Annotated in this window: 10 protein-coding genes; 5 read left to right on the plus strand and 5 right to left on the minus strand. The window is 69.8% G+C overall.

The features are described 5' to 3' along the window. Positions 1-28 precede the first annotated feature (28 nt). Positions 29-1426, plus strand: coding sequence for a cation:dicarboxylate symporter family transporter (locus IE325_RS11820; protein WP_190069740.1), 1398 nt, complete (start codon positions 29-31; stop codon positions 1424-1426). Positions 1427-1588: 162 nt separating this feature from the next. Here IE325_RS11820 and IE325_RS11825 read toward each other — a convergent pair whose 3' ends face one another. After that, positions 1589-2029 carry a MarR family winged helix-turn-helix transcriptional regulator gene (locus IE325_RS11825; RefSeq protein WP_190069741.1) on the minus strand — a complete coding sequence of 147 codons (441 nt, stop codon included), beginning with the start codon at positions 2027-2029 and terminating at the stop codon, positions 1589-1591. Between the two features lie 78 nt (positions 2030-2107). Here IE325_RS11825 and IE325_RS11830 point away from each other — a divergent pair, with 78 nt between their 5' ends. From IE325_RS11830 to IE325_RS11845, 4 genes are all read left to right on the plus strand, one after another. After that, entirely contained in the window at positions 2108-2749 is a 642-nt protein-coding gene (locus tag IE325_RS11830) for a maleylpyruvate isomerase family mycothiol-dependent enzyme (protein WP_190069742.1), read from the plus strand. An 86-nt stretch (positions 2750-2835) separates the two neighbouring features. After that, positions 2836-3225: a MerR family transcriptional regulator gene (locus tag IE325_RS11835; protein WP_190069743.1), complete on the plus strand. Its 390-nt coding sequence runs from the start codon at positions 2836-2838 to the stop codon at positions 3223-3225. Between the two features lie 14 nt (positions 3226-3239). Continuing rightward, positions 3240-3554: a thioredoxin family protein gene (locus IE325_RS11840; RefSeq protein ID WP_190069744.1), complete on the plus strand. Its 315-nt coding sequence runs from the start codon at positions 3240-3242 to the stop codon at positions 3552-3554. Between the two features lie 168 nt (positions 3555-3722). Continuing rightward, positions 3723-5933: a HelD family protein gene (locus IE325_RS11845; RefSeq protein WP_190069745.1), complete on the plus strand. Its 2211-nt coding sequence runs from the start codon at positions 3723-3725 to the stop codon at positions 5931-5933. A 61-nt stretch (positions 5934-5994) separates the two neighbouring features. On the opposite strand, the gene glgB is transcribed toward IE325_RS11845, so the two are convergent. The 4 genes from glgB to IE325_RS11865 all read right to left on the minus strand — a co-directional run bounded on the left by glgB (position 5995) and on the right by IE325_RS11865 (position 13980). Next, complete coding sequence (gene glgB, locus IE325_RS11850; protein WP_190069746.1) at positions 5995-8655, minus strand: 1,4-alpha-glucan branching enzyme; 2661 nt, start codon at positions 8653-8655, stop codon at positions 5995-5997. After that, positions 8652-10097: a maltokinase N-terminal cap-like domain-containing protein gene (locus IE325_RS11855; RefSeq protein WP_190069747.1), complete on the minus strand. Its 1446-nt coding sequence runs from the start codon at positions 10095-10097 to the stop codon at positions 8652-8654. Before IE325_RS11855 ends, glgB begins: the two co-directional genes overlap by 4 nt. A gap of 86 nt (positions 10098-10183) precedes the next feature. Then, positions 10184-11884 carry a maltose alpha-D-glucosyltransferase gene (gene treS, locus IE325_RS11860; RefSeq protein WP_190069748.1) on the minus strand — a complete coding sequence of 567 codons (1701 nt, stop codon included), beginning with the start codon at positions 11882-11884 and terminating at the stop codon, positions 10184-10186. Further along, positions 11881-13980: an alpha-1,4-glucan--maltose-1-phosphate maltosyltransferase gene (locus IE325_RS11865; RefSeq protein ID WP_190069749.1), complete on the minus strand. Its 2100-nt coding sequence runs from the start codon at positions 13978-13980 to the stop codon at positions 11881-11883. Before IE325_RS11865 ends, treS begins: the two co-directional genes overlap by 4 nt. Positions 13981-14216 lie beyond the last annotated feature (236 nt).

Here is a 14216-nt window from a genome sequence, read left to right on the forward strand (position 1 = left end):
ACCGACGAAGACGTCAAGGAGGGCAGCCGTGGCCGCCGCCAGTTCCCCGAATACGGCACCTGCCGCACCCGTGGCCAAACGGGACCGCACCCACTACCTCTACATCGCGGTGATCATCGCGGTGGCTCTCGGTATCACCGTGGGTCTGGCCGCACCCGACTTCGCGGTCGAGCTGAAGCCCATCGGTACGGGCTTCGTGAACCTGATCAAGATGATGATCTCGCCGATCATCTTCTGCACGATCGTGCTCGGTATCGGTTCGGTACGGAAGGCTGCCAAGGTCGGTGCCGTCGGCGGTATCGCGCTGGGCTACTTCCTCGTGATGTCGCTGGTCGCCCTCGCCATCGGCCTCGTCGTCGGCAACATCCTGGAGCCGGGCACCGGCCTCGCCGTCACCGACGCCGTCAAGGACGCCGGTCACGCGCAGGTCGACGCCGAGGCCAAGGACACCACCGAGTTCCTGCTCGGCATCATCCCGACCACGATCGTCTCCGCGTTCACCTCGGAATCGGTGCTGCAGACCCTGCTCATCGCGCTGCTCGCCGGGTTCGCGCTCCAGGCCATGGGCTCGACCGGGGAGCCGATCCTGCGGGGTGTGCAGCACATCCAGCGGCTCGTCTTCCGCATCCTCGCCATGGTGATGTGGGCCGCGCCGATCGGTGCCTTCGGCGCCATCGCCGCCGTCACCGGTTCCGCCGGTCTCGACGCGCTGAAGAGCCTCGCCGTACTGATGCTCGGCTTCTACGTCACCTGCTTCCTCTTCGTCTTCATCGTGCTCGGCACGCTGCTGCGGGTCATCGCCGGCCTGAACATCCTCACGTTCTTCAAGTACCTGGGCCGTGAGTTCCTGCTGATCCTGTCGACCTCCTCCTCCGAGTCGGCGCTGCCCCGCCTCATCGCGAAGATGGAGCACCTCGGCGTCAGCAAGCCGGTGGTCGGCATCACCGTCCCGACCGGCTACTCCTTCAACCTCGACGGCACCATGATCTACATGACCATGGCGTCCTTGTTCATCGCCGACGCCATGGGTACGCCGATGTCGATCGGCGAGCAGATCCCGCTGCTGCTGTTCCTGCTGGTCGCTTCCAAGGGCGCCGCCGGTGTCACCGGCGCGGGTCTGGCCACGCTGGCCGGTGGCCTCCAGTCCCACAAGCCCGCCCTGGTGGACGGCATCGGCCTCATCGTCGGCATCGACCGCTTCATGAGCGAGGCCCGCGCCCTGACGAACTTCGCGGGCAACGCCGTCGCCACGGTGCTGATCGGTACCTGGACGAAGGAGATCGACCGCGAGCGGGTCGACCAGGTGCTCGCCGGTGAGATTCCGTTCGACGAGAAGACCCTGCTGGACGACGACGGTCACGGTGGTGGCGGCGAGTCGGCCGAGGTGCCCGAGCAGGGTGGCGAGAAGGAGCTGGCCAAGGCGTAGTCGCTCCCCGCGCCGCCCTCAGGGGCCTTCGGCCCCCCTCACTCCGGATGCCCGGCCCCGCCTGAACCGGGGCCGGGCATCCGGCCACATACGCCGGGCGGCTGAGTTGCTCCCCCGTCACTCAGCCGCCCGGTCACCCGCTTGACGGTGTTTCCGCAGCGGCTACGCCCACGGATCCGTGATCTCCCGCAGCAGCGTCAGCGCCTCCCGCAGCTGCTTCGTCCGCCGCTTCCCGAGGTGCTCCTCCCATTCCTGCTCCACCTCGGCGACCACAAGGTCCGCCGTCTCCTTGGCCGCCCGGGCCTTGTCCGCCAGGCACACCAGGCGGGCCCGTCTGTCCGTGGGGTCCGGTACCCGGCGTACATAGCCCGCCTTCTCCAGCTGGTCGACCAGGAAGCCGGCCGTCTGCTTGGTGACCTGGGCCTGTTCGGCCAGTTCGGTCAGGCGGGTGCCGTCGGGGCCGATGCGCTGCATGACGCGGGCCTGGGCGGGCGTGAAGTCGTCGAAGCCGGACTCGGCGAGGGCCGCGAAGACGCGGTTCTCCAGGGCCCGGTACGGGAGGAACAGGAGCACGCCCGTGTTGAGCTCGCTCTCCGCCACCATGTCCGGGCCTCCTCAAACGCATTGACTTTGGTCAGAGTCACTGACTAGTTTAGTCAGAGAAGCTTACCACTTGAGTGGGTGATTCCCGTGGGTGTCGTGCTGGACGTGGACGAGCGCTGGCGGATCGTGGACCGGGAGCGGGCCGGCCTGGCCGACCTCCTGGACGGGCTGAGCCCCGATGAGTGGGAGACACCCACGCGGTGCGGCGACTGGCGGGTCCGGGACGTGGCCGCGCATCTGACCATGGCGGCGCGCTTCAGCTACCGGGACGGTCTGCGGGAGATGGTCCGCGCCCGCGGCGACTGGAACCGGATGATCCATGACTCGGCGGTCCGCGAGGCTCAGTTGCCCGTCGCCGAGATCGTCGCCAACCTCCGCTCGACCATCGGCTCCCGCAGCCTCGCGCCCACCACCACGCCCCGCGAACCCCTCATCGACATCCTCGTCCACGGTCAGGACATCGCCCTCGCCCTCGGCCGCGTACGCCCCATGCCCCCGCAGGCCGCCCGCGACGCCGCCGACCGTGTCTGGACCATGCGGATCCCGCCCCGCCCCTGGCCGCTTCCGCACGCCCGGCTGGTCGCCACCGACATCGAGTGGACGCGTGGTGAGGGCGACGAGGTGCGCGGACCGATCGCCGGGCTGCTCCTGCAGCTCACGGGGCGTCCGGAGGCGGCCCAGGAGTGGTTCGACCGCACCGCCGCCGCGCCGGGGGAGTGAAGGGGCGGGCTTCCTGACCGCTCTCCGGAGCGGGCCGCCCCGCGGCCATTGCCCTGACGTCGGCGTCAAGGATTACGTTCGTACCCATGCGAATCGGCGAGCTGGCCACGCGGGCCGGGACCACGACGCGCACCTTGCGCTACTACGAGTCGCGGGGGCTGCTGCCCGCGCGGCGCGGCGGCAACGGCTATCGGACGTACGACGAGAACGACCTGAAGCTGCTGCGGCAGATCAGGACGTTGCAGGACTTCGGGTTCGACCTGGAGGAGACCCGGCCCTTCGTGGAGTGTCTGCGGGCCGGGCACCCGGAGGGCGACTCGTGTCCCGCCTCGCTCGCGGTCTACCGGCGCAAGCTGGATGAACTCGACGCGCTGATCGCCGAGTTGCGGGCGGTGCGGGCGCAGATCGGGGTGCGGCTGGCGGCGCTGGGCGAAGGGGAACCACCGTTGTGCGAACTGGGAGGGCGGGAATTGTGATCAGGGCGGCGGGTGTGGCCGAGGTGACGGACGGCGACTTCGAGGCGGAGGTGATCGGGGCGGAGCTGCCGGTGCTGGTGGAGTTCACCGCCGACTGGTGTCCGCCGTGCCGGCAGATGGGGCCGGTGCTGACCGCGCTGGCCGCGGAGGAGGGTGAGCGGCTGAAGGTGGTGCAGCTGGACGTGGACACCAACCCGCTGACCACGAACGCCTACAAGGTGCTCTCCATGCCGACCTTCATGGTGTTCCGCGGTGGTGAGCCGGTGAAGTCGATGGTGGGGGCGCGGGCGAAGCGGCGGTTGCTGGAGGAGCTGTCCGACGTGCTCTGATCCTGAACGGATACAAAGAAATCCCCCGAGCAATTGCGCTCGGGGGATTTCTTTGCGTATATTCAATGGTTCGCGACTTCGCGTGAATTCGGTCGCGGTAAAGTCCAGTGAGCACAGTATATCCGGGCGGGAGTGGAATTGTCAAACACCGAATTTCAAGACGGTGAAATGCGGCGCGAGCAGGAATTCATCGACGACCTGTACGCACGCGTGGACGCGCTGCGCGGTGACACCGAGTCCTCCGTCACGGACGCGCTCGCCCAGGGCAACACGCCCATGCAGGCCCGCCTCGAACGGGACATCCTCGTCGCCGAGCGTTCGGGGCTGCTCGCCGCGCTGAACGCCGTGGACGGCTCGCTGTGCTTCGGCCGGATCGATCTCTCCTCCGGTGTCACCCACCACATCGGCCGGATCGGTCTGCGCACCGACGACGCCGAGCACACCCCGATCCTCGTCGACTGGCGGGCCGATGTCGCCCGCCCCTTCTATCTGGCCACCGGGCACACCCCGATGGGGCTCAGGCGCCGGCGGCACATCACCACCGACGGCCGTACCGTCACCGACCTGCACGACGAGATCCTCGACCTGGGCGACGAGGAGCGCACGGGCCACGAGGACCCGACCGGGGACGCGGTCCTCCTCGCCGCCCTCAACTCCGCGCGCACCGGCCGGATGAACGACATCGTGCAGACCATCCAGGCCGAGCAGGACGAGATCATCCGCGCACCGCACCGCGGGGTCCTGGTCGTGGAGGGCGGCCCGGGCACCGGCAAGACGGCCGTCGCCCTGCACCGCGCCGCGTACCTCCTCTACGAACACCGCGAACTCCTCGCCAAACGCGCGGTCCTGATCGTCGGCCCCAACCCCGCCTTCCTCGGCTACATCGGCGAGGTCCTGCCCGCGCTCGGCGAGACGGGCGTGCTGCTGGCGACGATCGGCGAGCTGTTCCCCGGAGTGCGGGCGACGGCGACCGACAGCCGCGCCGCGGCCGCGGTGAAGGGCCGCGCCGACATGGCGGACGTGCTCGCCGAGGTCGTACGGGACTGGCAGGCGCTGCCCGACCCGGTGATCGCGATCGAGCACGACCGTGAGGTCCTGATGCTCGACGACGACCTGGTGCGGGTCGCCCGCGAACGCACCCGGGACGCCAAGCTCCCGCACAACGTGGCGCGGGAGCATTTCGAGGGGCACATCCTCAACACGCTCACCGAGCTGTACGCCGAGCGCGTCGGCACCGATCCGTACGACGGCAGCAGCCTCCTCGACCCGAGCGACATCACCCAGATCCGCGACGAGATCGCCGAGAACCCCGAGGTGTGGGCGGCCATCGACCAGCTGTGGCCGAGGCTGACCCCGCAGCGCCTGCTCGCCGACTTCCTCGCCGATCCCCTCGGTCACCTCCCCGAGGAGGACGCGGCCGCGATCCGCCGGCCCGTCACGCGTGCGTGGACGATCGCGGACGTGCCGCTGCTGGACGAGGCGGCCGAACTGCTCGGCGAGGACGACCGGGTGAAGCGGGCGCTGGCCGAGCGGGAGCGGGAGACGCAGGTCGCCTACGCACAGGGCGTGCTGGACGTCTCGTACGCCTCGCGTACCTATGAGTTCGAGGACAAGGACGAGGAGGACTCCGAGGTCCTCTCCGCGCACGACATCATCGACGCCGAGCGGTTCGCCGAACGCCAGGAGGAGGACGACCACCGCAGCGCCGCGGAGCGCGCGGCGGCCGACCGGACCTGGGCGTTCGGGCACATCATCGTCGACGAGGCGCAGGAGTTGTCGCCGATGGCCTGGCGGCTGCTGATGCGGCGCAGCCCGACCCGCTCGATGACGCTGGTCGGCGACCCGGCCCAGACGGCGGAGGCGGCGGGCGTCGGCTCCTGGCGCGGCATCCTGGAGCCCTACGTCGAGGACCGCTGGGAGCACACCCGCCTCGGCGTCAACTACCGCACCCCGGCCGAGATCATGGAGCTGGCGGCAGCGGTCGTACGGGCCGAGAACCCGGACTTCGAACCCCCGAGTTCCGTACGGTCCACAGGTGTACGTCCCTGGGTGCGCGCCACCGACGACCTGCCCGGCGCCGTCGCCAAGGCGGTCGGGGAACTCACCCCCGCCGAGGGCCGCCTCGCGGTCATCGCACCACGCCATCTGCACCGCAGGCTGGCCGCCCGACTGGACGGGGTGACGGCAGGCACCGAGCCCGACCTGACCCGCAGCGTCGTACTGCTCGACCCCCGTCAGTCCAAGGGCCTGGAGTTCGACTCGGTGCTCGTGGTGGAGCCGGGTCTGTACGGCACCAGCGACCTGTACGTGGCACTGACCCGGGCGACGCAGCGGTTGGGGGTGCTGCACACGGGCCGGCTGCCGCAGGCGCTGGCGTGACGTCGCCGAACGCCGGACGGGCAGGTCTCAGCCCGTCCGGCGTCTGAGGTCGACGAGGAAACTAGGCCGGTCGCAGCCACACCGTGGCCAGCGGTGGCAGCGTCAGCCGGATGCTCGCCGGGCGGCCGTGCCAGGCCTGGGGCTCCGGCTTGACCGGGTCGGGGTTGGTGACGTCACCGCCGCCGTACTTCGCCGCGTCGGTGTTCACCGCCTCGTGCCAGGCCGGGACGTCGTCCGGCACCCCGAGGCGGTACTCGTGCCGTACGACCGGCGACAGATTCGACACCGCCAGCAGCGGGACGCCCTCCGCGTCGTAGCGCAGGAACGCGAAGACGTTGTCGTCCGCCGCGTCGCCGACCACCCACTGGAAACCGGACGGATCGGTGTCCCGCTGCCACAGGGCCGGGGTATGGACGTACACCGTGTTCAGGTCGCGGATCAGGTCCCGCACTCCCCGGTGGTCGGGCTCCGCACCGTACGCCGAGTCCAGCAGCCACCAGTCGGGGCCGTGGGCCTCCGACCACTCGGCGCCCTGCGCGAACTCCTGCCCCATGAAGAGGAGCTGCTTGCCGGGGTGGGCCCACATGAAGCCCAGGTAGGCACGGTGGTTGGCCCGCTGCTGCCACCAGTCGCCCGGCATCTTGGACACCAGGGACCGCTTGCCGTGCACCACTTCGTCGTGGGAGATGGGAAGGACGTAGTTCTCGCTGTAGGCGTACACCATCGAGAACGTCATCTCGTTGTGGTGGTACTTGCGGTGCACCGGTTCCTTCGCCATGTACTCCAGCGAGTCGTGCATCCAGCCCATGTTCCACTTCAGGCCGAAGCCCAGGCCGCCGAAGCCGCCGGGACCAGCCACATGCGTCGGCCGTGTCACGCCGTCCCACGCCGTGGACTCCTCCGCGATGGTCACGACCCCCGGCACCCGCCGGTACACCGTCGCGTTCATCTCCTGCAGGAACGCCACCGCGTCCAGGTTCTCCCGGCCCCCGTGCTCGTTCGGCACCCACTGGCCCGGCTCGCGCGAATAGTCCAGGTAGAGCATGGAGGCGACGGCGTCCACCCGGAGCCCGTCGATGTGGAACTCCTCGCACCAGTACAGGGCGTTGGCCACCAGGAAGTTGCTCACCTCGCGCCGGCCGAAGTCGAACTCCAGCGTGCCCCAGTCGGGGTGGGCGGAGCGCAGCGGATCCTCGTGCTCGTACAGCGGACGCCCGTCGAACTCGGCCAGCGCCCAGTCGTCGCGCGGGAAGTGCGCCGGCACCCAGTCCATCAGCACGCCGATCCCGGCCCGGTGGAGGGAGTCGACCAGATGCTTGAAGTCATCCGGGGTGCCGAGGCGGGCCGTGGGCGCGTAGAAGCCGGTGACCTGGTAGCCCCAGGAGCCGCCGAAGGGGTGCTCGGCGACCGGCATCAGCTCGACATGGGTGAAGCCGAGGTCCTTGACGTACGCGGGGAGCTGCTCGGCGAGTTGACGGTACGTCAGTCCCGGTCGCCAGGACGCCAGATGGACCTCGTACACCGAGAACGGCGCCTCATGCGCCGGCACCGACCCGCGCCGCTCCAGCCACGCCGCGTCCCCCCACTCGTACCGCGAGGCGTGCACGATCGACGATGTGTTGGGCGGGGCCTCCGTCCGGCGGGCCAGCGGGTCCGCGCGCAGCGTCTTCGAACCGTCCGGCCGGGTGATCTCGAACTTGTACAGCTCGCCCTCGCCGATGCCGGGCACGAACAGCTCCCAGATCCCGGTGCCGCCGAGCGAACGCATCGGATAGCCCGTGCCGTCCCAGAAGTTGAAGGTGCCGGCCAGGGAGACACCGCGCGCGTTCGGCGCCCACACCGTGAAGCGGGTGCCGGTCACGGCCTGGTGGGTCATCGGCTCGGCGCCGAGGGCCTTCCACAGCTCCTCGTGCCGGCCCTCGCCGATCAGATGCAGATCGAGCTCGCCCAGCGCGGGCAGGAAGCGGTACGCGTCCTCGGTCTCCTGCACCGAGCCCTCGTACGCCACGAGGAACTGGTAGCCCTCCGGCACCTCCCGCAGCGGCAGCAGGCCCGAGAAGAACCCCTCCGCGTCGTCGTGCAGCTCCGCCCGCAGGTTCCCGGCCACGACGGTCACCGACAGGGCGTACGGCTTGAAGGCCCGGAACGCCACACCGCCGGGGACCGGATGCGCACCGAGGACGGCGTGCGGGTCGTGATGGGTGCCGGTCAGCAGACGATCGCGGTCGGCGGCGTCGAGAGCGGGCGAGACGGCGACCTCTACGGGCTCGACCGGCTCGACCGGCTCGGCGGGCATCGGGGCGGCCTTCGAGGGGACCGCCTTCTGCGCCGGGATCTTCTTCCGCGTCGCCTTTTGCGCGGGGATCTTCTTGGCGGCGGGCTTCTCGGGAGCGGACTTCTTGGCGGCGGTGCTCTTCGCCGCCGTGCCTTTCGCCGCCGTGCTTTTCGCGGTGGCCTTCTTCGCCACGGCTTTCTTGGCCGCGGTCTTCTTCGCGGCCGCCTTCTTCGCCGGGGCCTTCTTCGCGGTCGCCTTGCTCGCGGCCGCCTTCTTCTGCCCGGTGGCCTTCGCCGCCGCCGCCTTCTTCGCCGTCCCCTTCTTCACGGCCTCCGCGGCCTCCGCGGCCTTGGTCGTCGCCCTTTTGGCGACGCTCGTCTTCTCGGCCGACTGCTCGGCCGTGTCCTGGTGTTGCGAACCGCTGGAGGGAGTGGTGCGGGGGGTCACGGGCGGGGCCTCCTAGGCGCAGGTGGGGATGAGGGGAGGGATGGAGCGGGGGTGCCGGTGTCCGCGGCGAGACGGTGTATCGCGGACAGCGGCACGGGGAGCCAGTCGGGCCGGTGACGGGCTTCGTAGACGACCTCGTAGATCGCCTTGTCGGTCTCGTACGCACGCAACAGCACCGGATCGGTGCGCGGATCGGCGCCGCCTGCCTGTGCGTACCCGGCGCAGTACGCGGCCCGGCAGGCGTCGGCCCAGCCCGGTACCGGCAGGTCGGCCGAGTGGGCCGCGTAGTCGAAGGAGCGCAGCATGCCCGCGACGTCCCGCACCGGGGGCTGCGGCATCCGGCGCTCGGCCAGCGACTTCGACGGCTCGCCCTCGAAGTCGATCAGCCACCACCGCCCGCCGGGTGAGCGCAGGCACTGCCCGAGGTGCAGATCGCCATGGATGCGCTGGGCCGTCCAGGTACGGCCCTCGGCGGCGAGGCCGGCCAGCGCCTCGAACGCGGAACGCAGACCCGGCGCGTACGGCCGCAGCGCCGGCACCGCCTGCGTGGCCGCCTCCAGCCGCTCGACCATGCCGTCGACGAGGTGCTGCACCTGTGTGTGCCCCAGGGTCACGGTCGGCAGCGTACGGGCCAGCGCCATGTGCACCTCGGCGGTCGCACGCCCCAGCGCCCGCGCCTCGGCGGCGAAGTCCTCGCCCTTGGCCAGCTCGCGCAGCGCCAGCTCCCAGCCGTCCGCCGCGCCCTGCACAAAGGGCTGCAGCACACCCAGTACGTACGACTCGCCGGCCAGGTCGGCATGGAACCACGCCGTCGGCGCGGGCACCCGGTCGCAGTCCTCGCGGGCCAGCGCGAGCGGCAGCTCCAGGTCGGGGTTGACGCCGGGCACGACCCGGCGCAACAGCTTCAGGATGAACGTATCGCCGTAGACGACCGACGAGTTCGACTGCTCGGAGGTGACCAGACGCGGCACCAGGGCGGAGCGGATCTCCTGGGCCCCGTCCCGTTCGAAGCGCAGCGCGCCGATGCGGGCCCCGGTGCGCAGGGCTTCGAGGAGCAGTTCGCCGGGGCGGGGGTCGTGCAGGGCGTCGTACACCGTGCGTCCGGCGAGCGGGCCCTCGGTGACATGTCCGATCAGGGCGGGCGCGAGCCGAGGCGGCAACGCCTCGCGCTCCCCTATGAGGAGCTGGTAGCAGTCGGCGGGCGGCTCGGGGGCGCCCGGCACGGGGGTGACGGGCTGATGGGCGCGCACCAGCAGGTGGTACAGGCCCAGCTTGCCGCCGGGCGGCAGCAGTTCGGTGGCCGCGACCGGCGAGAACCCGGTGACCGGACGCCCCTTGCCCGCGAACCAGCGCTGCCGCGGCAGCCACTCCCGCAGCAGTGGATCCAGTGACGCAAGGAGGCCGGGCGAAGTGGTGACGGTACGGGTGACGGCTTCCGACATGGCGTCGCGTCCTTTCCCCGGGCGGTCGGGGTGTTACTTCTGCGTGCCCCCGGCGGGGCGGCGGAAACCGCCGCCCCGCCGGGCTCTCAGGCGGCGTCCTTGCGCAGCCGGAACCAGTAGAAGCCGTGGCCCCCGAGCGTCAGCAAGTACGGGAGCTCACCGATGGCCGGGAAACGCACCCCGCCGAACAGCTCGACGGGATGTCGCCCATTGAACCTCCGCAGATCGAGTTCCGTCGGCTGCGCGAAACGGGAGAAGTTGTTCACGCACAGCACCAGATCGTCCTCGTATTCACGCAGGAACGCGATCACGGCCGGATTCGACGACTGGAGTTCGGTGTAGGTGCCGAGTCCGAACGCCGGGTTCTGCTTGCGGATCTCGATCATTCGGCGGGTCCAGTGCAGCAGCGACGACGGCGAGGACATCGACGCCTCGACATTCGTCACCTGGTAGCCGTAGACCGGGTCCATGATGGTCGGCAGATACAGCCGCCCGGGGTCGGACGACGAGAATCCCGCGTTTCGGTCCGGTGTCCACTGCATCGGGGTGCGGACGGCGTCCCGGTCGCCGAGCCAGATGTTGTCGCCCATGCCGATCTCGTCGCCGTAGTACAGGATCGGCGAGCCGGGCAGCGACAGCAGCAGGGCGGTGAACAGTTCGATCTGATTGCGGTCGTTGTCGAGGAGCGGGGCCAGTCGCCTGCGGATACCGATGTTGGCGCGCATGCGGGGGTCCTTGGCGTACTCCGCCCACATGTAGTCGCGTTCCTCGTCGGTGACCATCTCCAGGGTCAGCTCGTCGTGGTTGCGCAGGAAGATGCCCCACTGGCAGCCGGAGGGAATCGCCGGGGTCTTCGCGAGGATTTCCGAGACCGGGTACCTCGACTCCCGCCGCACCGCCATGAAGATCCGCGGCATGACCGGGAAGTGGAACGCCATATGGCATTCGTCGCCGCCGCCCGCGTAGTCGCCGAAGTAGTCGACGACGTCCTCCGGCCACTGGTTGGCCTCCGCCAGCAGCACCGTGTCCGGGTAGTGGGCGTCGATCTCCTTCCGCACCCGCTTGAGGAACTCGTGCGCGGCGGGAAGGTTCTCGCAGTTCGTGCCCTCCTCCGCGTACAGATAGGGCACGGCATCCAGCCGGAATCCGTCGATTCCCAGGTCCAGCCAGAACTTCAGCGCCGAGAGGATCTCCTCCTGCACGGTCGGATTCTCGTAGTTGAGATCCGGCTGGTGGGAGAAGAAGCGATGGAAGAAGTACTGCTTGCGGACCGGGTCGAAGGTCCAGTTGGAGGCCTCGGTGTCGACGAAGATGATGCGGGCGTCGGCGTACTGCTTGTCGTCGTCGGCCCACATGTAGTAGTCGCCGTACGGGCCGTCCGGGTCCTTCCTCGACTCCTGGAACCACGGGTGCTGATCGCTCGTGTGGTTCATGACGAAGTCGATGATGACCCGCATACCGCGCTGATGGGCGGAGTCCACGAAGTCCACGAAATCGGCGAGGTCACCGAATTCGGGCAGCACCGAGGTGTAGTCGGATACGTCGTAGCCGCCGTCCCTGAGCGGTGACTTGAAGAACGGCGGCAGCCACAGACAGTCGACGCCGAGCCATTGCAGATAGTCGAGTTTGGCGGTGAGGCCTTTGAGGTCGCCGACACCGTCGCCGTTGGAGTCCTGGAAGGAACGGACCAGGACCTCGTAGAAGACGGCGCGTTTGAACCAATCCGGGTCACGATCCTTGGCAGGAGTGTCCTCGAAGGTGTCCTGAACGGGCTCGTTGACGATCATTTTGTGGGTGACCCTCCGATCTGCGGGGTGGACGGTCGCAGAAAACGAAAGATGTGCGCGGGCGCGCGGCCCGGCTCGAGGCGCACATAATTGGCCCTGCCCCAGTGATAGGTCTCGCCGGTGAGCTCGTCGCGCACCGGCACCGACTCGTGCCAGTCCAGGCCGAGTTGCGGCATGTCCAACGAGACCGTGGCCTCCTGGGTGTGGTGAGGATCGAGGTTGGCGACCACCAGAACCGTGTTCGAGCCCTGCCGCTTCGAGTACGCGATCACCGCGTCCTGGTCCGCGTGGTGGAAGTGGAGGTCACGCAGCTGCCGGAGGGCCGGATTCTCACGCCTGATGGTGTTGAGGCGGGTGATCAGGGGGGCGATGGTGTCCGGGGTGTCCCAGTCGCGGGTGCGGATCTGGTACTTCTCCGAGTCGAGGTATTCCTCGCTGCCGGGGCGCAGGGGTGTGTTCTCGCAGAGTTCGTAGCCGCTGTAGATGCCCCAGGTGGGGGAGAGGGTGGCGGCGAGGACGGCGCGGACCTCGAAGGCGGGGCGGCCGCCGTGCTGGAGGAATTCGTGCAGGATGTCGGGGGTGTTGGCGAAGAAGTTCGGCCGCATGTAGGCCGCCGCCTCGCCCGACAGTTCCGTCAGGTACTCGGTCAGCTCCTGCTTGGTGTTGCGCCAGGTGAAGTAGGTGTAGGACTGCTGGAAGCCGGTCTGGGCCAGGGTGTGCATCATCGCGGGGCGGGTGAAGGCCTCGGCGAGGAAGATCACGTCGGGGTCGGTGCGGTTGATGTCCGCGATCACCTGCTGCCAGAACAGCACCGGCTTGGTGTGCGGGTTGTCGACCCGGAAGATCCGCACCCCGTGGTCCATCCAGTGCCGCAGCACCCGCAGCGTCTCGGCGATCAGGCCGTCCATGTCGGCGTCGAAGGCGATGGGGTAGATGTCCTGGTACTTCTTCGGCGGGTTCTCCGCGTAGGCGATCGTCCCGTCGGCGCGGTGGTGGAACCACTCCGGGTGCTTGTCCACCCAGGGATGGTCCGGGGAGCACTGCAGGGCGAAGTCGAGGGCCACCTCCAGGCCCAGCTCACCGGCGCGTGCGACGAAGCGGTCGAAGTCCTCGATCGTGCCCAGGTCGGGGTGGACCGCGTCGTGGCCGCCCTCGGGGGAGCCGATCGCCCACGGCACCCCGACATCCTCCGGACCGGCGGAGAGGGTGTTGTTGCGGCCCTTGCGGAAGGTGGTGCCGATCGGGTGGATCGGCGGGAGGTAGACCACGTCGAAGCCCATCGCGGCGATCCCGGGCAGCCGGCGCGCGGCCGTCTCGAACGTGCCGTGCGGCCGGTCGGCCGTGCCCTCGGAGCGGGGGAAGAACTCGTACCAGGACCCGTACAGGGCCCGTTCCCGCTCGACCAGCAGCGGCAGCGGGTCCGAGGCGGTGACCAGATCCCGTAGCGGATAGCGCCCCAGCACCGCGTCGACCTCGGGCGTCAGCGCCGCCGCCAACCGCCAGGCCGCCGGGCGGTCTTCGTCGCGCAGTGCCTCGGCGGCCGCGAGGATCAATGGTCGCCCCGCGTCCTCGGGCACCCCGGCGGCGGCGCGCTCGTACAGTCGCGCGCCTTCCTCCAGGACCAGCTCCGTGTCCATCCCGGCCGGGATCTTGATCTGGGCGTGGTGCCGCCAGGTGGTGACGGGGTCGCCCCACGCCTCGACCCGGTAGGTCCAGTGGCCCGGCTCGCCGGCGGTGACGTCGGCGCCCCAGCGGTCGGTGCCGGGGGCGAGTTCGCGCATCGGGGTCCAGGGCCCGGGGCGGCCCTCGGGGTCGGTCAGCACGACGTCGGCGGCCACGGCGTCATGGCCCTCGCGGAACACGGTCGCCGAGATCTCGAAGGTCTCGCCGGTCACCGCCTTCGCGGGCCTGCGCCCCTGCTGCACGATCGGGCGGACGTCGAGCACCGGTATGCGCCCGACTCCGCCGGCCAGGTCGGTCGTGGGGGGGTGTGCCGGAGCGGGCGGTCCGGGGTCCGCGGTGACGGTGCGCGGGGCCGGGGGCGCATCGGCATGGGGCTCGGGGGGTGTGGACGACTGGTGGTGCATGGCGGGCATGACCGCTCCTGTCCGCGTCAACGTGGGTGGGCGGATGGCTGTGGGGAGGTGGGTCCTGCGGGGTGGTGCGTGGTGTTTCCATGGTGCGCTCGGGGGCGCACGGGTGGGGTGTACCGGTGGAGCCTTCCCACCCTATTCGGGTGGGCAATCCGGCACTTTGTTAACTACTCACGCGTATGTCTACGCACAAGACCGGCCCCGTTCCACAGGAACGGGGCCGGCGTGCGCACTTCGGC

Origin of the sequence: Streptomyces lanatus, assembly GCF_014655715.1 — a bacterium.
GTDB classification, from domain to species: Bacteria; Actinomycetota; Actinomycetes; order Streptomycetales; family Streptomycetaceae; genus Streptomyces; species Streptomyces lanatus.